This is a genomic window from Planktothrix sp. PCC 11201 (genome assembly GCF_900009135.1).
GTDB lineage: Bacteria > Cyanobacteriota > Cyanobacteriia > Cyanobacteriales > Microcoleaceae > Planktothrix.
On the sequence record NZ_LT797701.1, the window covers coordinates 308,029 to 327,853 of the forward strand.

Here is a 19,825-nt window from a genome sequence, read left to right on the forward strand (position 1 = left end):
CGTAACCTGGCATAGAATATAGTATAAACTTCCTGGCTAAGAGCGACCTCACGGATGTCTCTAATTTCGTCTCAACATAACTTAACCAAAAGTAAAAATTCTCCTGGCATTGTCCTGTCTATGTTTAATCGTTTAAGCATTCGGCAAAAAATTGGCTGGGGTTATGGGGTGGTAATCGGGGTCGTCCTTATGGGTGTGACCTCGGCCTTCTTGGTGGCGACCTATTCGGTGCGACCTTTGCGTACCCAATTAGAAATTGACCAACAAAAGGCAAAAGTTCTCGATGGACTCAGCCAAAGTCTACTCCAGTTAAAGCATAATCAGGATAACCTCGCGCAGTTCCTTAGCGATAGCAAGGACACGGAAAAAATTGAACGGGGAGTTTCCGCCCTGCGTTCAAATATCTTTGTGATGAATAATCAATTGCAACAACTGCAAGATATTCCTGAAACCACGGATATTAAAATTCAACAGGATTATCAAGCCCTACAGGACTTAACCCAACGCTATAAAGAACGGTTGACTAACTATTCAGAACAGTTTGAAATCCTGATTCAAACTACGGAAAAACCGAATCTGAATCCTCAAATTTTACAGTCGGTTCAAAAATCCTTGATTAACTTAAATCGGACAACTGGGATTATTCAAGTTTATCCGGTTTATGCTGAAACAACTCAACTAGAAAATAGATTCAGAAAGCGGGCTGAAACGGCTCTAAAAGATTATGAAAAAATTGAATTGATTGGCAACATTATTATTGTTACCACTGTCGTTATTTCCAGTGGATTGGCCATCGTATTTGCAATTTTTACGGGTCACATGATTGCAACTCCCTTAGATATTATGATTAAGGTCGCAGAACAGGTGAGTGAGGAATCGGATTTTGCCCTACAAGCTCCTGTGACCAGTTCCGATGAAATTGGGGTGCTAACCGAATCTTTAAATCATCTGATTCAACGGGTAGCTGAATATACGGAAGAATTACAGAAAGCCAAAATTATGGCGGAAGCAGCTAACCGTTCTAAAAGTGTGTTTTTAGCCAATATGAGTCATGAACTTCGCACGCCGTTAAATGCGATTATTGGCTATAGTGAAATGCTGCATGATGAATCGGAAGATTTAGGGTATACGGACTTTTTACCCGACTTAGAACGAATTCAAACCGCCGGAAAACATCTGCGAGATATGATTAGTGATATCTTAGATATTTCTAAAATTGAGGCTGGTCATGTTACTCTCTATTTAGAAAATTTCCCCGTTGATAAACTCATAGAAGATGTGATTACCACGGCGACACCTTTAGCAGAAAAAAATAATAATATTTTGAAGGTCAAGACCAAACCGAATATTGGAACTATGTATGCTGATATGCCAAAAGTTCGACAAATTCTGTTAAATTTACTCAGCAATGCTTCTAAGTTTACCGAAAAAGGAACGATTTATTTAATTGCTGAACGCACCCAAGAAAAACCCCCGATTCCAGAAGATGATGAATTTATGTATGGAATGGTGGCTAATTCGTCTCAATATTTAGTGTTCCGGGTTAAAGATTCGGGGATTGGGATGACCGAAGATCAATTACAACATATTTTTAAACCGTTTATTCAAGCTGATCCTTCTACAACCAAACGATTTGGCGGTACTGGGTTGGGACTGGCTATTAGTCAGCGTTTATGTCAAATTCTCGGGGGGGTAATTACGGTGGAAAGTGTGATGGATCAGGGTTCGGTTTTTAGTGTTTGGCTTCCAGTTCATGTTAAGGGATAGGGAACAGGGAACAGGGAATAGGGAATGGGTAATGGGTAATGGGTTAGGCGGTGGAGGAATGGACTTCTAAAAGACGATTGGAATTGCGTCTAAACTCTTGTTTTAAGGGCAATTCTATCACAAATTCCGTGCCCTTTCCGACTTCAGAAGCACAGAAAAGTTTACCATGATGTTTGGCAATAATTTGATAACTAATGGCTAATCCTAAACCTGTCCCTTTCCCGACGGGTTTGGTGGTAAAAAATGGTTCAAATAAACGGTGTTTGACCCGTTCTGTCATGCCATTTCCATTATCAGTAATTCGGATCACGACTCGGTTCGCTTCATTCAATTCTGTCCGAATCCGAATTGTGGGGGAGGTAGCGGAAATTTGCCATCCGGGGGTGGGAGAATGGGGATGGGGAAGGGGGTGCAAAAACTTAGATTCTTCTTCTAATACCGCGTCAATGGCATTATTTAAGAGATTCATAAACACTTGATTTAACTGACCCGGATAACATTCGGTTTTGGGTAGGTTTCCATATTCTTTAATGATTTGAATGGGAGGATTGCGTTTATCCCGGGGGTTATTTGCTTGGGGGCGTAGTCGATGTTGCAAAATCAATAAGGTGTTTTCTAAGCCATCATGAATATTAACGGGTTTCATGTCGGCTTCATCTAATCGAGAAAAGTTGCGGAGTGAGAGCACAATTTCTCGAATTCGGTTGGCTCCGACTTTCATTGAGGATAAAATTTTGGGCAAATCATCGAGAATAAACTCTAACTCAATAGTTTCTTGATGCTGTTTAATTTCGGCATGGGGTTGGGGATAATGCTGTTCATAAAGGGCGATTAATTCCAACAAGTCTTGGATATATTGATTGGCGTAGTTAATGTTACCATAAATAAAGGTAATCGGATTATTAATTTCATGGGCAATTCCGGCGACTAATTGACCTAAACTGGATAATTTTTCGGTTTGAATCAGTTGGGCTTGAGCCTGTCCTAATTCCCTTAATGTTAGTTCTAATTGTTGGGCTTTGGCTCGTTCTCGGGCCTCCGATTGACGCAGGGCTTCTTCGGCTTTTCGGCGATCGCCAATATCTTTAACCGTTCCGGTCATTCTTAGGGGTTGTTGCTGTTCATCCCGCACCACGACTTTACCCTGATTCAGAATCCATTTCCATTCCCCAGAACGGCTTAACATCCGATGTTCAATTTGACAAAAGGGGGTTTGTCCCTCTAAATGTTGTTTGAGAACTTCAACGACTTGCTCCCGATCTTCTGGATGAACTAACTTTAACCAAGAGCGGGCTTTTCCCTGAATTTTGTTGGTTTCATATCCCAACATTGAACTCCATTGGGGACTAAAATAAACCTCTCCGGTGACTAAATTCCAATCCCATAATCCTTGATCGGTTCCGGCTAAAGCTAATTTTAACCGTTCTTCACTGGCTTTTAAGGCTTCAGAGGCTTGGCGTTTTTCAGTAATATCAAAAATGGCTCCATTTAACCAACAAATTGCATCTTCTTCTGTAAAAATAACCTGTCCTTTTTCATAGACCCAACGAATCTTTCCATCGACTTTGATTAAACGGTATTCTAAAATATAGGGCTGTCGAGATTCAAAACTGACCCTAATTTTGCGTTTAACTTTCGCCAGATCATCGGGATGAATAATACTATTAAAGGAGCGGACTCGATTTTGAATAAAATCCGCCGCCGGATATCCGGTAATTACTTCAATTCCTTGACTTAAAAACACCATCATCCGATCTTCTTCTAAAACCCCTCGATAAACTGCACCCGGAATATTAGCCACTAGGGAGCGATATTCTCCTTGGCGTTCTCGTAATGTCCGTTCAATTTGTTTGCGATCACTAATATCTCGGGCAAAGGCACATTGATATTCTCTCCCATTAAAATTCAGATGATTAATCATAATTTCCACGGGAAAAATTCGATTATGTTTGGTGCGATGACGGGCTTCAATATTCAAAGAACCACAACGTCTTAAAATCTTCCAATGTAATGACCAGGAGGTGGCGGGAAAGTCGGGGTTAATATCATGAATGGTTAAACTCAATAATTCTTCGGGTGCATAACCCAGGGAACGACAGGCGGCGTCATTAACATATAAAATTTCTCCATCTTCTCCCACCCATAAAATAGCATCCGCCGCTTTATCAATGGAGAATTTAGTCAGTTTTAAAACTTCTTCAATGGGTTGCTGGGAATCCAATTTAAAGGGAAACGTGGCGTCCAGTTTAAACAAATTATTAAAATTAGATCGCAGTTTATCTAATGTGGAATGGGAGGGAGAAACTTTATCCTCAATTTGATCGGGGGTTAAGGATGCAATCAAGGGTTTTTTAACTCGGTGAGAATTAATGATCTGAATTAATCCCCCCATTCCCAAGAAAAAGATTAAGGCTACGATGAATTGACTGCCTCTTAACGCTGGGTTGAGAGGATATTTCCACATTAATAAATGGATTAGATGTAGGGTTCCATTGGCAATCAAAGCTAATCCTAAAAACCCCAAAATTTTGATTAAGGGTTGAGAATCAGCCCAATTAATGTTTAAAGATTTTACCACCTTAGACAGAAAAGAAGGTTTTAACCGAGGGGGGGTAAATAAATGATTAATCAGTAAAAAAGCCAAAGCATAGTGAATCAAAATGATCAGCAATTCTGAACTAAAAGTCAGAAACTCCAGGGGACTGTTGCTGATGGGATTAGGGGAACACAGGGGTGATAATCCGAGTAAAGTCATGGGATTTTAAAAAAAGGCTTAAAAAAATTTTAAACATCCGTTTGATCGCAGCTTTCAATCCGATTAAGATAGAGTTAGGGATTGAAGGTGAACGACCCACACTGACAAACGCGGCAAAGTCTGGGCTTGGTAATTTTGTAGCCCGATACCCTTTGACCTACACTTGCCATCAAGGGTTAATGATTAGATTTATTGTTCACAGCGCTGGCCGATCTTCTGTCACCCTGAACTTATAGATTTGGCTAGTCTAGCTCAATTGTAAGAAATTATTTAATGTTATTCTACAAATTGCTAAAAATTGTTGTTGTTTTATATATTTATTTAAAGTTTCCTATAGTTTTATTTAACTTGGCCTAATTATTGCTCACTGATCTGTCTTGGATATCCCGAAATTCCGATCAAGAAGGGGCATAATCTCCAGATTGATTTTCCCCTTCTCACCGAAGGTTAGGGGGTATAGCAATAGTCAAGGGAATTAGGACGTCAAACCGACCCTAACTCAAGACCCAGTTAACCAACATTCGCACTCCATAACCCGTTGCCCCGGCGTTATTATAACCGTTGTCTTTATCCGCCCACACCGGGCCAGCCACATCTAAATGGGCCCAGGGAGTTTTTTCCACAAATTGTTTCAGGAATAAGGTAGCTGTGATTGACCCTCCTGCCCTTGGCCCGGTATTTTTCATGTCGGCGTGGATGGCTTTTAAACCTTCAAAATATTTTTCTTCTAAGGGCATCCGCCAGAGTTTTTCCCCGGATGTTTTGGAGGCGGTTTCTAACTCCATTGCCAACTGATCATCGGGACTCCATAACCCGGCAATATCATCTCCTAAAGCAATTACACAGGCGCCGGTTAAGGTGGCTAAATCAATCATGGCATCCACCCCTAATTTATCAGCAAAAACTAGGGCATCAGCTAGGGTTAATCGTCCTTCAGCATCGGTATTATTCACTTCAATAGTTTTGCCATTAGAGGCTTTTAGAAAGTCCCCCGGGTGCATGGCGCGGCCGCTAATCATATTTTCTGTTACCGCACTAATAAAATGCACTTCTACATCGGGTTTTAACTGACCAATGGCTTTAGCTGCCCCAAAGGTGGCCCCGGCGCCGCCCATATCGACTTTCATCATTTCAATGCCGCTACCACTGGGTTTAATATTCAACCCACCGGAATCAAAGGTTAAGCCTTTTCCAATAATAGCTAATTTGCGCCGGGGAGTGCCCGAGGGACGATAGATTAAATGGATAAATTTAGGGGGTAAATCCGAGGCTTGGGCAACGCCTAAAAAAGCCCCCATGCCCAATTTTTCGCAATCTTCTTTTTCTAAAATATTCAATTCTAACCCGTATTCTTGGGCTAGGGATTGAGCCATTTCTGCCATAGTAATTGGGGTGACTTCATTGGCGGGGGCGGCGACTAATTCCCGGGCTAAAATGACCCCAGAACAAATTTGTTGGGCGCGGGTAATAGCGGATTCTGTGCCGGGTAAACCTAATAATTCAATCTGTTCAATGCCGTGACCTTTTTCGTCGGTTTCTGACTTAAATCGGGTATCTTGATGGAGGGCTAATTCTAGGCCTTCGGTAATAGCTTGGGCGGTGGTTTCTGGGGTTTCAAAAATAGGTAAGCTCACCGCAAGAGTTTTGCCTTTGAGGGATTTTGCGGTTTTGGCAATACTGGCGGCGGCGCGGCGTAAGCTGTCTAATTTTAGAGTATCGGATTGACCTAAACCGACTAAAATTACTTTGCGAATGGGGCTATTTCCCCCTACACGAGTTGAAATATTGCTATCTGCTTTTCCCTTAAATTCGGTTTCCTCAATCAGTTCTTTTAGAGTTCCGGCAAGTTGATTATCTAGGATAGCTAAGTCTGCGGTTAATTCTATCTGATCTTCAAATAAACCCAGGGCGAGGATATCTCCCGACCAGTTCAAGAAGGAGGTGTTAGTGGTTTTAAAGTCCATTGTTGTTGGTGTTTGAGTGACTATAAAAAGTATAAACCTTTTTTGAGTTCAAGAGTTAGGAAAAAGTCCCTGGTGTGACTCTGTTTGAAAAATTTTAATGGGGTGAGGATGAAATATAATTTATTTTGTCCAGGTTTCTTGCCAGAAGTTTCCCCCCACTTCGACTCCACCTAGGGAACTGGTGGCTTCTAAGATTATACGATTTCCTGCTTTTAATTGCAAGTGAATTTTTCCTTGCATGGTATCTCGACAACGAAAGATTAATCCATCTTTAGTTGGTGCTCTTAATAAAGTTCCCGGGTGTTCGGTGGTGGCGGTTAAACAGACTTGATAGTGTTGATTTTTGGCTGCTATTTGCCATTTTCCCCAGGGTTCAATTTGCCAAGTAACTTCTGAATTCCAGGGGACAAATTCATAGAATTTTCCCTGATAATGAATGCCAATTAAAGCTACGGATTCTGACCAAAATAACACATCTCGAATCCCACCTCCGGCTGTTAAGGCTAAATCTGTTTCTTGGTCAAAACTATTACAATTGACCCAAAACCATTGTTTAGGAAAACTCCCACCCCAATTTTTTTCGCCATAGGCGGGGGCGTTTTCAAACTCATAAATTTTGCCATTCCAATCAATCCAACCTGTGGCTAAACCATGAGCCATTAAAATTTGCCATCCGGGTTCAAATATTTGTAAAAAAGATAACCACCCGGCGGTTGATTGTTGCGGTTGATCAGGATTTCCCCAACCATAAATCGGTTGAATGGTATAGTGCCAACGGCAATATTGGGATGTACCCGGATCGGCTAATTTTCCTTGATGTAAGGTGGCTGTTCCTTGATAGCCTTGTTGAATCGAATTTTCAAAAATTGCGGGTTCTAAATAGCCAGGAGTGGCGGTTAAATCGGTTTTTCCCCAATGTCCTAACCCCAGTTGATCGGAGGTTGCCCAAAAGGTTTTGACGTCGGGAAAGGTGCGACACAAATACCCATCATCTGGCCCTAAAATTTGCGCTCCGCCCCCACTTTGGGGTTGATTTCCGATGGGATCTTCGATAGAATACATGAAGGCAAAGGTCTGTTTTTCTTGGGGTAATGTGACTCGATAGTACCAGCCTTCAAAAAAACGGCGATCGCTGCCATCCCAATGATAGCCACTATGGGGGGTTTGTAAAGGGTTTTGTTGACGATTAAAATTAAACATCAAAATTATAAAATAAACAATCTAAACCTATTTAAAATTATCATAAAATAGTTGATAAAAATTAAAATCGTAGTGAGTCCTTTAGGACTCTCTTAATATTGGATTAAGACAGCCCTGAAGGGCTGACTACGGTTTATGTAGTGAGTCCTTTAGGACTCTCTTGGTATTGGATTAAGACAGCCCTGAAGGGCTGACTACGGTCTTGAGGCCTTGACATTGGGTACAGCAGAGCCATAATTAACTCGACAACCCAAATTAAATAAACTAGAACTACATTCTAACGGGACAACTTGATCTCCTAATAAGGCACTACAGCTAACATAATTATCATTATTACTATCTTTCAAAACACATTCAATGGGTCTGGCACCAGAACTACTTGTCCACATTTTCATTCCGATTTCTGCTACAATATGTTGATAAAAGAAGGTGAAAATTACTCCTCCTAAAAGCACAATTCCTAGTAGGGTGATTCTGACTTTCCAATTACTCAGAATCTTGCCGATAAATCCTTTAATACTGTCTAGGATGGATGTTGTTATCGGGGTTTGTGTATTCGCAGGTTGATTTTCCGTCATCAGATCTTTCCTTTAAAATAATTGCTGCTGAGGTTAAGCCCAATTTAAGGTTAACGCCCAGGGTCTTACTTCTGTATTTTAACTGAATTTACTGAAAATTAGATTAGATCTGGCTAAATCTCTCAGAAGATGTAGCTCTAGCGGGGATTTATGATGCTATCTTAGTATCAATAAATCTTTTGTTTTCCGGTAGGAGCGATGTTTTATCTCTCTCAAAAAACGATGCTATTCTGTTTGAATTTGTGTTAATAAATCATTGAAAGGTTGCCAATTATCTTCAAGGGTAATTTGTTCCCAAACTGTTTCAATTTCAGGACGAATAATCACCATTTGAGGATTATAATAGTTTAATCGCTGTTTAATTTGCTCTAATTCAGGATAGGATAGGGTTTGTAAATGATGATAATATTGCTGTCTCCAAGCGTCTAAATGTTCCAGGGGTTCAGCATCTTTTAAAATATTCTGGGGTTGGTCTTGCCATTGCTGACAAAATTGTTCTCGCAGTTGCATAAAAAAATCGGGATAGCTAATTCGATTATTTTTGAGTAAATTAATCGTAATTTGCAATAATTCCTCTGCTTCTGGGGTGGGAAGTTGTGCAAACCCTAAACGATTAATCATCCGTTGACGATAGAATTCTCGGTAATACTGTTGAAAAGGGTCTAAGGCTTTTTTGAGTTCTTCTAAAGGTATAACTAAAGATAACGGTTTTTGCAATAATTCTAAGTTTCCTTCACAGATAAAGGGTTGATTTCCATAACAATATAACCTGCCATAATCAAAATAGGCGGCGGTGAATTGCAGGTTATAATCGGGTATAAAGGCGTAGGGGCCATAATCAAAACTTTCCCCGGTAATGGACATATTATCGGTATTTAAGACCCCGTGACAAAACCCGGAAGCCATCCATTGGGCGACTAATTCGGCGACTCTTTTGACTAATTCGGCGTAAAATAAAATATAGCGATCGCTCTCTAATTTCAGGTTAGAATAATAATAGGTAATGACGTGATCTAAGAGAATTTCGATTAGATCTTTTCGTTTAAAATAGTGCAACCGTTCAAAGGTTCCGAAGCGAATATGGGAGCGACTAAACCGGATCATAACGGAAGAACGGGTGGGGGAAGGTTCATCTCCTCGCCACAGTTGTTCCCCAGTTTCAATTAAGCTTAAACACCGAGAGGTTTTTACCCGCATTCGATGCAACATTTCGGCGGCTAAAACTTCCCGCACGCCACCTTTTAAGGTTAATCTACCATCGGCATTTCGAGAGTAGGGAGTTCTTCCCGATCCCTTTGTCCCGAAATCGTATAATTCCCCGTCTATTCCCCTGGTTTGACCATACAAAAACCCCCGTCCATCCCCCAAATAGGGGTTATATTCTCCAAACTGATAGCCGTGGTAACGCATCGCTAACAGGGGACGCACGGCTTCAAATTTGCCAAAGGCTTCGATAAAATGGTCGTCGGTAACGGTTTCGGGGTTGAGTCCTAACTGGGTTAATACGAAATCATTGCGGAACCGGAGTTGGTGCCTCGGGAACTCCGCCGCCGTTACTATATCGGAATATTCACCGCCTAACGCCTCAAATGCGGGTTCATAGTCGAGGTGCAGGAACGGATTAGACATAAAATCCCCAATGATAGTCTATTGACAATATTACCCTAATTTGGAAAAACTGTCAATTTCCGAGGGGGAAAATCTCAGATCAGGGATTAATAATCAGGTGATAAATGCTATTATTTTTGAAGTAGCATTAACTGCGTATCGATACTTTTAAATAAACGAATTCAATAGGAGGGAAACCAGTGACTGAGTTAATTAAGGCAATTGAAACGGGAGAAATAGATCGGGTTAAAACGGCTTTAAGTCAAAACCCTGATATTAATGCTCAAAACGAACAGGGAAATACGGGATTAATTACGGCGATTACTTTAGGCAAAAAAGATATAGTAAAACTCTTAATAGAAGCGGGAGCAGATGTCAATGTACCTGATAATGATCATTGGACTCCTTTGATGGAAGCGGCGGCAAGTGGTTACTTAGAAATCGTGCAGTTATTATTAGATACCGGGGCGGATATTCAGGCTCAAACTAATTTTGGGTTAACGGCGTTAATGGGTGCGGCTGGAAGCGGGCATAAACCGATTGTGGAGTTATTATTAAAGAGTGGCGCAGATTTAACTACAAAAGATCAGAATAGTTGGACGGCTTTAATTTGGGCATCTTCGGAGCAACATACAGAGGTTGTGGAATTAATCAAACAATATCGAGATCGTGATTAAAAATCTGATAGAACTCGGAAGGTGAGGAAAATGCGATCGCTATTTTCTATAAAATGAATTCTGTCAGTATTTACCCTGATGTAGAATAATCATAAATTAATCATGCACAACTTTATACCCCCAAAACGGTTTTTCCCCTATTTAACCTGGAGAGAAATTGCATCAATGGCCGATAAAAGTAATGTGGTTATTTTACAACCGATTGGCTCCATTGAACAACATGGCCCCCATTTACCGTTAATTGTTGATGCAGCGATCGCAACGGCTGTAACAGGTCACGCCTTAGCCCAACTTAATGATAACATTCCTGCCTATGCTTTGCCAACAATTTATTATGGAAAATCCAATGAACATTGGCATTTCCCTGGAACAATAACCCTGAATTCCCAAACTTTAATAGCGGTATTAATGGAATTAGGCGCAAGTCTTTATCGGGCTGGGTTTAGAAAATTAGCCTTTATTAATGGTCACGGCGGACAACCCCAAATTTTAGAACTAGTGGCGCGGGACTTACATCAAAACTATGAAGATTTTTCCGTGTTTCCCCTGTTTGTTTGGCGAGTTCCCAATCTAGCCTCAGAATTATTAACCCCGAAGGAATTAGAACTCGGAATTCACGCCGGAGATGCCGAAACCAGTTTAATGTTATCCTTACTTCCAGAACAAGTTAAAATGGAACAAGCGGTTTGTGAATATCCCCATAATTTACCCGAAAATAGTTTATTAAGTATGGAAGGAAACTTACCCTTTGCTTGGGTAACAAAAGATTTAACCAAAACCGGGGTTTTAGGGGATGCAACGGTGGCAACAAAAGAAAAAGGCGATCGCATTTTAGCCTCTTTAGTAAATAGTTGGGTACAAGTTATTGAGGATTTATATAAATTTCAACAACCCCAAAGATTTAGGGATTAATTAAATATTAACATGGCTTAAAATCCAAATAATCGTAGGGGCGAGGCGCGCCTCGCCCCTACAGAGGACTGAAATAAAAATCCTATAATTTTAGATAACAAATAATTTTTATGATTACAATTACCCGAATGTCATAACTTATGGGACAATGTTTTTACCTAAGATAGTCAGAGGCGTGAACGCCTCACTACATCAATACTAAAATTATGATGAATTCATCCTTACAACGAGCATTCGACCAAGGCAACGCCCTGAAAGTAATTAGCGGTTTAACCAATTTTAACGTTGGGCGGGTCGCTTCTGTGGTCAAAGCCGCAACCCAAGGGGGCGCAACCTTTGTGGATATTGCCGCCGACCCCAACTTAGTGCAAATTGTTCGTGAATTAACCCATCTCCCCATCTGTGTTTCTGCGGTTGAACCGGAAAAATTTGTGACCTGCGTAGAAGCGGGTGTAGACCTGATTGAAATTGGTAACTTCGACGCCTTCTATACTCAAGGACGGCGGTTTGAAGCGGCGGAAGTGTTGCAACTAACCCACGAAACCCGCGCCTTACTGCCCCATATTACCCTATCGGTCACCGTTCCCCATATCCTGGAACTTGACCAGCAGGTTGAACTCGCCCTCGAACTCGTGAAAGCGGGTGCAGATATCATCCAAACCGAAGGTGGAACCAGTTCTTCCCCGGTTCATGGCGGGACATTAGGACTAATTGAAAAAGCAGCCCCCACCTTAGCCGCCGCCTGGGAAATTTCTCGTGCTGTGTCCGTCCCCGTATTATGCGCTTCGGGTATTTCTAATATTACCGCTCCCATGGCGATTGCAGCCGGAGCCGCCGGGGTGGGCGTGGGTTCAGCTATTAACCGCCTCGATAACGAAGTGGCGATGGTGGCGGTGGTTCGGAGTTTAGTGGAAGCCTTAGCCACGGTGAAAGCCAACCGAGTTTACGCCTAATTTGGAGTTATGATCGGGTGTAGGGACGGGCTATAGCACGTCTCTACAGGATTTAAGTCTAAAAACCTATGAATAAGTTATAAACCAAGCTAAATAATCTTCTATCAAACTATGGTTGGGGGAATCTTCGTCTGATACTTCTAATTCTGCTAAAGGAAGGGTAAATTGTCGATTATCGCTGACCCGTTTAACATCCACCATAATCCCATCCGTATCATCAAATTTAGGCTGAAAATTTTCTAATACAAAAACATCGGTGTAAGAGGGATTAGTTTTTTTCAGTTCTTCATATTCTTTGATTTTTCCTGAACCGTAAAGATATTCTTCTTCCCATAAAAATTCTTCTGAGCCACTTAAATAACAAGGTAATTCAAGATTTTCTTTCAAATACTTAAAATATTTATTTAAAGTTTTTTGATTAACCTTGATCCGGCTATTACCTAAAATTTTCTTGACTTTTTCTTCAAATTCTTCTACATCAAATGTTTCATCCTCATCGTCATCTTCAACATCAAAGAAATTTTTATTAATTAATCCCAATGACTCCATTTGTTCAATCATACTTTTTAGTATCATTCTGGGATCGGAGTGGTCTAGGCTATTTCGTCGCTTACTCAATAAACCCGACATAATGGTTTCATCAATTTGAATTGGTTTCAAATCATCCCCGGGGGGCTGTAATTTTTTTTTGTTTTTGTTTTGATATGGTTTAGACATTCCGTTACACCAAGCACAGTAGTTCTTCGTCTCAACCCTAGATGATTTTAATTAATCTGGTTTAAGGTTGATAGTTATAGAGACGTGATTGGTTTACACCTCTATCTACTTTCAGCCTTAAGATTTTTCTATGGGGAAGGGAGTAGAATTTAGTATATCGTGCTACAGGTATTTTTGATATTCTCAAGGAGAGACAATTATGGTACAAACACAACAGGACTCTATACCCGTTATTTATCAAGGACAGTTCGGCAATTATACAATTAATGATCGCGATCGCCAAGGTGTGATCATTTACCGTACAGGCCTAATTATAGCAGCCCTGTGCTTCACCGTTGCTGCTGGATTAGTTTTATTCCAACTCAATACCCCCGGGGTTCTACAAGCATTAACCCCCATCTACTTCTGTTTTTGGTTGGCTTTGGGGGTGAGTTTATTCACCATTCATATCTATTTAATTCAGTTACATCAACTGCTAGAACTGTTTTGGTTAATTGGTGGAATTGCTTCGGTGGTGTTTGCTGTGGTCGATCCAGAACCCTTAGCATTAACCATTTATCACCATCCTTATAGCTTATTTGGGGTGGGATTTACCTTTGTAGCCTTAACAGGAATTTATTTTAAAGAAGCCTTCTGTTTTAATCGCGTGGAAACTAAACTCTTAACTCCTTTAGTCCCAATTTTTTTATTAGGATTTATGGCGGGTTTTTGGTCAGTTGATGCTCAAAGAATTTTCCTGGCATTTTGGGCGATTCAATTTATTATTTTTGCAGGTCGGAAAATATTCCAAGGAATTCCAGGAGATATTGGGGATAAAAGCGTTTTTGATTATTTAAAGAATCAACAATTTGCCTAATACAAAAATTGTTGATCCCCCCTAACCCCCCTTAAAAAAAGGGGGGAACAAGACTTCAAAGTCCCCATTTTTAAGGGGGATTTAGGGGGATCATATCTGGGATGTAATTAATAGTTATCACAAATAAGCTAATCTAATTCCGCATAATCAGGTAATTTTTCTTTTAAGATTTTACCCTTTCTAATCACCATCCGATCGCTCTGACAACGAGATAATATTTCACTCAAATACCGTCCTTGAAAAATAATAAAATCCGCCACCATTCCCACGCCAAGGCATCCGGTATCGGGTAAACCCATAAAATCCGCCGGGATGGTTGTGACACTCGATAACCAATCTTGAAACGGTCGATCTAAATGACAAGTTCTCACCGCCATTTTAAAGACTTCTAACCCATCATGGTCGCCAAATCCATAAAACGGATCACGACAATTATCACTGGCAAAAGCCACGGAAATTCCCGTTTGTTTCAATTCATGGACTAAGGTTGTTCCCCGCCAACGGGGGGTTTTAGGAGATTGAGATTGATCATATTGACGATCTTGTAAATAGAGATTACACATCGGTAAACTGACAATTCCAATGTTTGCAGCTTTAACTAATTCTAAGGTTTTTTGAACAATATCCTCCGGTTGTACGGCTAAACTACAACAATGTCCGCAAATAATTTTCCCCTCAAATTGATATTTTAATGCCGCTTCGGCAATTTTAGATAAACAAATTGATTCGGCTTCTCCATTTTCATCGACATGGAAATCTAAGTTCAAATTCCGGTCTTTAGCAATAGCAAAAATTCGCTCAATTTGTTGATCTAAATCAGGATTAATATAGGCAACACCCCCTAAAATCCCGCCAGATTCAGCTACTTTATTGACTAATTTTTCCCCTTCCGCCGTTGAATAATAGTCTAAAGTCGCTAAGGAAACACCTTGCAAAATTAAGCGATCTTCCCATGCTTTTTTTAAGGTATTAAAAACATCCCAATTTATATCTATTAATTTTCCCGCCGAATCTAAATGGGTTCTAATGGCTTTGGTTCCATGGACATAACTACACTTTAACCCAAATTCCATTCGTCGGTAAATATCTTCGGTAGTCCAGGTTTTTTCATCTTTAAATATTGCTAATAACGCATCCTGAAAAGTTCCTGTTTTATTGGGCGATCGCTCCCAAATATGACCCTTATCTAAATGAGTATGAACATCTACAAAACAGGGCCAAATTTGTTTCCCCTGTAAATCCACCGAGGGGATATTTTCTAACTCAACACCTCCGACAACAGCCATCTGATTAATGATTCCCGAGGTGATTTTAATATCAACTAAAGCCATACCATCCGTATTAGCTGAAGCTGCGATCGCCCCATCAATATTGGTCAGTACACAAACCGGAACTCGAACATTTTTCAACCCGTAACAAGAAGTATTTGGAATCATAATTCTAGCTAAAAATTTCAGATTATGTAAAAAATGTATGATAAGAATGCAAAATCTTCATAAAGTTTTAAGTTTTGTAACATTAGCTACGATTGCATCGGGTATAGGGGTCTAACTTATTCACATTGCTTAACCTTTGGGTTGAGGTCAAGAACCTCCCAGTTCAAACACAAGAGGTCAATACTCTAATTTTAGATTTGAGTCTTCCATGATACGGTTTGTGTCCCACAGACCTGTTACTGTTTGGCCAAATTTGATCCATTTGTCATTCGCCCGACAAATTCGAGACATAGCAACACTGAGGAATCCGCTATGACCAGCACAGTCCCGCAAAAAACAGCCACAAACAAATTTGAAAAATTCAAAGCTGAAAAAGACGGTTTAACGGTTAAAGACGAACTAGAAACCTTCGCCCAATTAGGTTGGGAAGCAATGGACGAAACCGACCGAGATCACCGCCTCAAATGGCTAGGGGTGTTTTTCCGTCCGGTGACTCCAGGTAAATTCATGATGCGGTTGCGTTTACCGAATGGGGTCATCACCAGTGAGCAGATGCGGGTTTTGGGGGAAATCGTGCAACGCTACGGTGATGACGGTAGTGCTGATATTACCACAAGACAGAACCTTCAGTTAAGAGGAATTCGGATTGAAGATCTGAGTGATATTTTTCGGCGGTTTGAAAGGGTGGGACTCACCAGCATTCAGTCGGGAATGGATAATGTCCGTAATATCACGGGTTCACCCGTTGCCGGGTTAGATGCCGATGAACTCTATGATACCCGGGAGTTGGTGCAACAAGTTCAAGATATGATTACAAACCAAGGAAAAGGGAATCCAGAGTTTAGTAATTTACCTCGAAAATTCAATATTGCGATCGCAGGATGTCGGGATAATTCGATTCACGCTGAAATTAATGATATTGCCTTTATTCCTGCATTTAAACAGGAAACTTTTGGCTTCAATGTGTTAGTGGGAGGATTCTTTTCCGCAACCCGTTGTGAAGCTGCTATTCCCCTAAATGTTTGGGTTAAACCCGAGCAAGTTGTCGGTCTTTGTCGAGGAATTTTAGAAGTCTTTCGAGACAATGGGCCCAGGGGAGTTCGCCAAAAAACTCGGTTAATGTGGTTAATTGATGAATGGGGAATTGAAAAGTTTCGTTCTGAAGTCGAAAAACAAATCGGTTATGCTTTGGAATCTGAAGCGGAAAAAGACGAAATTCTTTGGGAAAAACGGGATCATCTGGGAATTTATCAACAAAAACAACCCGGATATAACTATGTGGGATTAAATATTCCCGTTGGTCGGTTATCTGCTAACGAAATGTTAGAATTATCCCGGATTGCTGAAGTTTATGGGATCGGAGAACTTCGCTTAACCGTTGAACAGAATGTGATTATTCCCAATATTTCTGATAGTCGGTTAGAGGCGTTTTTAACCGAACCGATTTTGGAAAAATTCTCAGTTAATCCATCAGCCTTAAGTCGAGGATTAGTTTCCTGTACCGGATCACAATTCTGTAACTTTGCTTTAGTTGAAACTAAAAATCGGGCTGTAGAATTAGTTAAACAATTGGAATCGGAATTAACCTTAGAAAAACCCGTAAGAATTCACTGGACAGGTTGCCCCAATTCCTGCGGACAACCCCAAGTAGCCGACATTGGATTAATGGGAACTAAAGCCCGTAAAGACGGCAAAACCGTTGAAGGGGTGAACCTCTATATGGGCGGAAAAGTCGGTAAAGATGCCCAACTGGGTGAATGTGTTCAAAAATCCATTCCCTGTGAGGATCTCAAACCCGTTTTGCGACAAATTCTGGTGGAACAATTTGGCGCTCGCGTCAAAGAATAATCCATCTCAAAATCCACATCAACACCCTACTAATACAGAGTCAAAACATAGAATATGAGTAAACTTTCACGACGGAAATTCCTGTTCACGGCTGGTGCAACGGCGGCTGGAACTCTAATCATTCATGGTTGTGCTTCTAATAATAATCCTTCCACAACCCCCACAACAACCTCTACTCCAGCCCCGGCAGTTAATATTAATCCCGCCGATGCACCGGAAATACCAACAGCAACCTTAGGATTTATTGCCTTAACCGACTCCGCTCCCCTAATTATTGCCTTAGAAAAGGGTCTCTTTGCTAAGTATGGAATGTCTGACGTTAAGGTGGTTAAACAGGCTTCTTGGCCGGTCACTCGGGATAACCTAGAATTAGGTTCCGGTGGCGGTGGAATTGATGGGGCACATATTTTATCCCCCATGCCCTATTTAATGACATTAGGAACGATTACCAAACAACCCGTTCCGATGTATCTTTTAGCCCGATTAAATACCAATGGTCAGGCAATTTCTTTAGGTAAAGACTATCTGGATGCTAAAATTACTGTTAACGATAGTGCCAAATTCAAAGATATTTTATTAACTGCTAAAAATGCAGGAAAAGAAGTCAAAGCTGCGGTTACATTCCCTGGAGGAACTCACGATTTATGGATGCGATATTGGTTAGCAGCCGGGGGTACAGTTCCTGATACTGATATTTCAATTATTCCGGTGCCACCTCCTCAAATGGTAGCCAATATGAAAGTCGGAAATATGGAAGGGTTCTGTGTCGGTGAACCTTGGAATGCCCAATTAGTCAATCAAAAAGCCGGATATACGGCATTAATTACCGGAGAATTATGGAAAGATCACCCAGAAAAAGCCTTTAGTATGCGAGCAGATTGGGTGGATAAAAACCCCAAAGCGGCTAAAGCTTTAACCATGGCCGTATTAGAAGCGCAACAATGGTGTGATAAACCCGAAAATATCGAGGAAATGTGTCAAATTGTCTCCCAAGATAAATGGTTTAAAGTGCCTTTTAAAGATATTATTGAGCGCTCTAGGGGAAATATTGATTTTGGGGATGGTCGGGTAATCACCGCTAGTCCCTTGGCGATGAAATTCTGGAGAGATAATGCGTCTTATCCCTATAAGAGCCATGATAGTTGGTTCTTAACCGAAGATATTCGCTGGGGATATTTACCCGCCGATTTAGATATTAAAGCCACCGTTGATAAGGTCAACCGCGAAGATTTATGGCGGGAAGCGGCGAAGTCTTTAAATGTTCCCGCCGCCGAAATTCCAGCAACACCCTCTCGCGGGATTGAAACCTTCTTTGATGGCATACAATTTAACCCCGATGATCCTAAAGCCTATCTCAATAGTTTAGCAATCAAAAAAGTCTAATTCTTCCCTGTTTCCTGTAGGGGCGGGTTCTTCCAGAGCCAATAATTCCTACAGATGATATTAATAAACCCGCCCTGACTGTGGAAATGATCCCCCCTAACCCCATTGATAAGGGGGGAATTGGAGAATTAAAGTCAGGGGGATTTAGGGAAATCGGATCATCAAAGTCCCCCTTTTTAATGGGGATTTAGGGGGATCGACCTAACGACTTTTCGGTTTAAGTTGATACCAATATTCCCCCCCAAACCCCGTTGGTAAAGGGGAACTTAAAGAGAAAAAACTAACTAATTTGTAATTATCATGACGACTAGCACCAAAGCCAATCCTGATAGTAATAATCTTCTAAATTCTGTGTTCAATTGGTTTAATAATAATCGGAATAAAGTAATCCGTCCTTTGATTGGGGTTTTTATTTTTCTAGCAATTTGGCAACTATTATGTTCAGGAGAAAATTCTAATTTACCATCTCCCATTACAACGGTTAAAGAATCTTGGGAATTAATTATTAACCCATTTTTCGATAATGGAGGCACGGATAAAGGGTTGGGTTGGCAAGTTATTGCCAGTTTACAACGGGTGGCGGTTGGCTTTAGCTTATCGGTGATTGTAGGAATTTCCCTAGGGATTTTAGTCGGGAGTAATACTTTTATGTATGATGCCTTAGATCCCCTATTTCAAATTCTTAGAACAATTCCGCCCCTGGCTTGGTTACCCATTGCCTTAGCTGCCTTACAACAATCTAATCCGGCGGCTATTTTCGTCATCTTTATTACAGCAGTTTGGCCGATTATTATTAATACCACCGTCGGCGTACAACAAATTCCGCAAGACTATAAAAACGTGGCTAGAGTGTTACGTTTACCCAAACATAAATACTTCTTTAAAGTGTTATTTCCCTCCGCAGTTCCCTATATTTTTACCGGATTAAGAATTGGGATCGGTCTATCTTGGTTAGCGATTATTGCGGCGGAAATGTTAGTGGGTGGAGTCGGGATCGGTTTCTTTATTTGGGATGCCTATAATAGTTCTCGAATGAGTGCGATTATCGTGGCTTTAATTTATGTCGGAGTTGTCGGTTTAATCCTAGATAGAACTATTGGTTTTATTGCTTCTAAAGTTGTTCCTACTGAACAAAAATAAATTTGAAATAGTACCCGTAAACCCCCTAACC

15 protein-coding genes are annotated in these 19,825 nt (G+C 40.8%); 8 read left to right on the plus strand and 7 right to left on the minus strand.

The annotated features are described in order from the left end of the window. Positions 1–54 precede the first annotated feature (54 nt). The gene (locus PL11201_RS11605; protein ID WP_079678834.1) at positions 55–1,767 is read left to right on the plus strand and encodes a sensor histidine kinase; all 1,713 of its coding nucleotides are present in this window, start codon (positions 55–57) and stop codon (positions 1,765–1,767) included. Between the two features lie 43 nt (positions 1,768–1,810). Here the strand turns inward: PL11201_RS11605 and PL11201_RS11610 are convergent, their stop codons facing one another. The 5 genes from PL11201_RS11610 to PL11201_RS11630 all read right to left on the minus strand — a co-directional run bounded on the left by PL11201_RS11610 (position 1,811) and on the right by PL11201_RS11630 (position 9,893). Next, complete coding sequence (locus PL11201_RS11610) at positions 1,811–4,522, minus strand: PAS domain-containing protein (RefSeq protein WP_234996670.1); 2,712 nt, start codon at positions 4,520–4,522, stop codon at positions 1,811–1,813. A gap of 494 nt (positions 4,523–5,016) precedes the next feature. Continuing rightward, positions 5,017–6,486: a leucyl aminopeptidase gene (locus PL11201_RS11615; RefSeq protein ID WP_079678836.1), complete on the minus strand. Its 1,470-nt coding sequence runs from the start codon at positions 6,484–6,486 to the stop codon at positions 5,017–5,019. A gap of 120 nt (positions 6,487–6,606) precedes the next feature. Further along, positions 6,607–7,686 (minus strand): tocopherol cyclase family protein, encoded by a 1,080-nt coding sequence (locus PL11201_RS11620; RefSeq protein WP_079678837.1) that lies wholly within the window; start codon positions 7,684–7,686, stop codon positions 6,607–6,609. Between the two features lie 194 nt (positions 7,687–7,880). After that, positions 7,881–8,264, minus strand: a complete 384-nt coding sequence (locus PL11201_RS11625; protein ID WP_079678839.1) for a hypothetical protein — start codon at positions 8,262–8,264, stop codon at positions 7,881–7,883. Between the two features lie 225 nt (positions 8,265–8,489). Next, positions 8,490–9,893 carry a protein adenylyltransferase SelO gene (locus tag PL11201_RS11630; protein WP_079678841.1) on the minus strand — a complete coding sequence of 468 codons (1,404 nt, stop codon included), beginning with the start codon at positions 9,891–9,893 and terminating at the stop codon, positions 8,490–8,492. A 179-nt stretch (positions 9,894–10,072) separates the two neighbouring features. Between PL11201_RS11630 and PL11201_RS11635 the strand changes: the two genes are divergently transcribed. The 3 genes from PL11201_RS11635 (at position 10,073) to PL11201_RS11645 (ending at position 12,414) form a co-directional block, all read left to right on the plus strand. Then, complete coding sequence (locus PL11201_RS11635) at positions 10,073–10,549, plus strand: ankyrin repeat domain-containing protein (protein ID WP_079678843.1); 477 nt, start codon at positions 10,073–10,075, stop codon at positions 10,547–10,549. A 102-nt stretch (positions 10,550–10,651) separates the two neighbouring features. Next, a complete protein-coding gene (locus PL11201_RS11640; protein WP_079678845.1) occupies positions 10,652–11,461 on the plus strand; it encodes a creatininase family protein in 810 nt (269 codons plus the stop codon). 206 nt (positions 11,462–11,667) lie between these two features. After that, entirely contained in the window at positions 11,668–12,414 is a 747-nt protein-coding gene (locus PL11201_RS11645) for a DUF561 domain-containing protein (protein WP_200816756.1), read from the plus strand. 66 nt (positions 12,415–12,480) lie between these two features. On the opposite strand, the gene PL11201_RS11650 is transcribed toward PL11201_RS11645, so the two are convergent. Beyond that, on the minus strand, positions 12,481–13,131 hold the full coding sequence (locus PL11201_RS11650; protein ID WP_079678848.1) for a calcium-binding protein: 651 nt from the start codon (positions 13,129–13,131) through the stop codon (positions 12,481–12,483). A 199-nt stretch (positions 13,132–13,330) separates the two neighbouring features. On the opposite strand from PL11201_RS11650, the gene PL11201_RS11655 reads away from it, so the two are divergent. Further along, on the plus strand, positions 13,331–13,987 hold the full coding sequence (locus tag PL11201_RS11655; protein ID WP_079678850.1) for a DUF2301 domain-containing membrane protein: 657 nt from the start codon (positions 13,331–13,333) through the stop codon (positions 13,985–13,987). Between the two features lie 128 nt (positions 13,988–14,115). On the opposite strand, the gene PL11201_RS11660 is transcribed toward PL11201_RS11655, so the two are convergent. Continuing rightward, a complete protein-coding gene (locus tag PL11201_RS11660) occupies positions 14,116–15,423 on the minus strand; it encodes a cytosine deaminase (RefSeq protein WP_079678852.1) in 1,308 nt (435 codons plus the stop codon). A gap of 312 nt (positions 15,424–15,735) precedes the next feature. On the opposite strand from PL11201_RS11660, the gene PL11201_RS11665 reads away from it, so the two are divergent. From PL11201_RS11665 to ntrB, 3 genes are all read left to right on the plus strand, one after another. Then, a complete protein-coding gene (locus PL11201_RS11665; protein WP_079678854.1) occupies positions 15,736–17,271 on the plus strand; it encodes a ferredoxin--nitrite reductase in 1,536 nt (511 codons plus the stop codon). 54 nt (positions 17,272–17,325) lie between these two features. Beyond that, positions 17,326–18,654, plus strand: coding sequence for a CmpA/NrtA family ABC transporter substrate-binding protein (locus tag PL11201_RS11670; protein WP_079678855.1), 1,329 nt, complete (start codon positions 17,326–17,328; stop codon positions 18,652–18,654). Positions 18,655–18,954: 300 nt separating this feature from the next. Next, a complete protein-coding gene (gene ntrB / locus PL11201_RS11675) occupies positions 18,955–19,794 on the plus strand; it encodes a nitrate ABC transporter permease (RefSeq protein WP_079678857.1) in 840 nt (279 codons plus the stop codon). The last annotated feature ends 31 nt before the right edge of the window (positions 19,795–19,825 follow it).

Excerpts from the sequence above, each read along its gene's own strand:
- PL11201_RS11605 (WP_079678834.1), top strand. The coding sequence starts at position 55 with ATGTCTCTAATTTCGTCTCAACATAACTTAACCAAAAGTAAAAATTCT.
- PL11201_RS11625 (WP_079678839.1), bottom strand. The coding sequence starts at position 8,264 with ATGACGGAAAATCAACCTGCGAATACACAAACCCCGATAACAACATCC.
- PL11201_RS11610 (WP_234996670.1), bottom strand. The coding sequence starts at position 4,522 with ATGACTTTACTCGGATTATCACCCCTGTGTTCCCCTAATCCCATCAGC.
- PL11201_RS11640 (WP_079678845.1), top strand. The coding sequence starts at position 10,652 with ATGCACAACTTTATACCCCCAAAACGGTTTTTCCCCTATTTAACCTGG.
- PL11201_RS11650 (WP_079678848.1), bottom strand. The coding sequence starts at position 13,131 with ATGTCTAAACCATATCAAAACAAAAACAAAAAAAAATTACAGCCCCCC.
- PL11201_RS11620 (WP_079678837.1), bottom strand. The coding sequence starts at position 7,686 with ATGTTTAATTTTAATCGTCAACAAAACCCTTTACAAACCCCCCATAGT.
- PL11201_RS11660 (WP_079678852.1), bottom strand. The coding sequence starts at position 15,423 with ATGATTCCAAATACTTCTTGTTACGGGTTGAAAAATGTTCGAGTTCCG.
- PL11201_RS11655 (WP_079678850.1), top strand. The coding sequence starts at position 13,331 with ATGGTACAAACACAACAGGACTCTATACCCGTTATTTATCAAGGACAG.
- PL11201_RS11630 (WP_079678841.1), bottom strand. The coding sequence starts at position 9,893 with ATGTCTAATCCGTTCCTGCACCTCGACTATGAACCCGCATTTGAGGCG.
- PL11201_RS11665 (WP_079678854.1), top strand. The coding sequence starts at position 15,736 with ATGACCAGCACAGTCCCGCAAAAAACAGCCACAAACAAATTTGAAAAA.
- PL11201_RS11670 (WP_079678855.1), top strand. The coding sequence starts at position 17,326 with ATGAGTAAACTTTCACGACGGAAATTCCTGTTCACGGCTGGTGCAACG.
- PL11201_RS11645 (WP_200816756.1), top strand. The coding sequence starts at position 11,668 with ATGATGAATTCATCCTTACAACGAGCATTCGACCAAGGCAACGCCCTG.
- ntrB (WP_079678857.1), top strand. The coding sequence starts at position 18,955 with ATGACGACTAGCACCAAAGCCAATCCTGATAGTAATAATCTTCTAAAT.
- PL11201_RS11615 (WP_079678836.1), bottom strand. The coding sequence starts at position 6,486 with ATGGACTTTAAAACCACTAACACCTCCTTCTTGAACTGGTCGGGAGAT.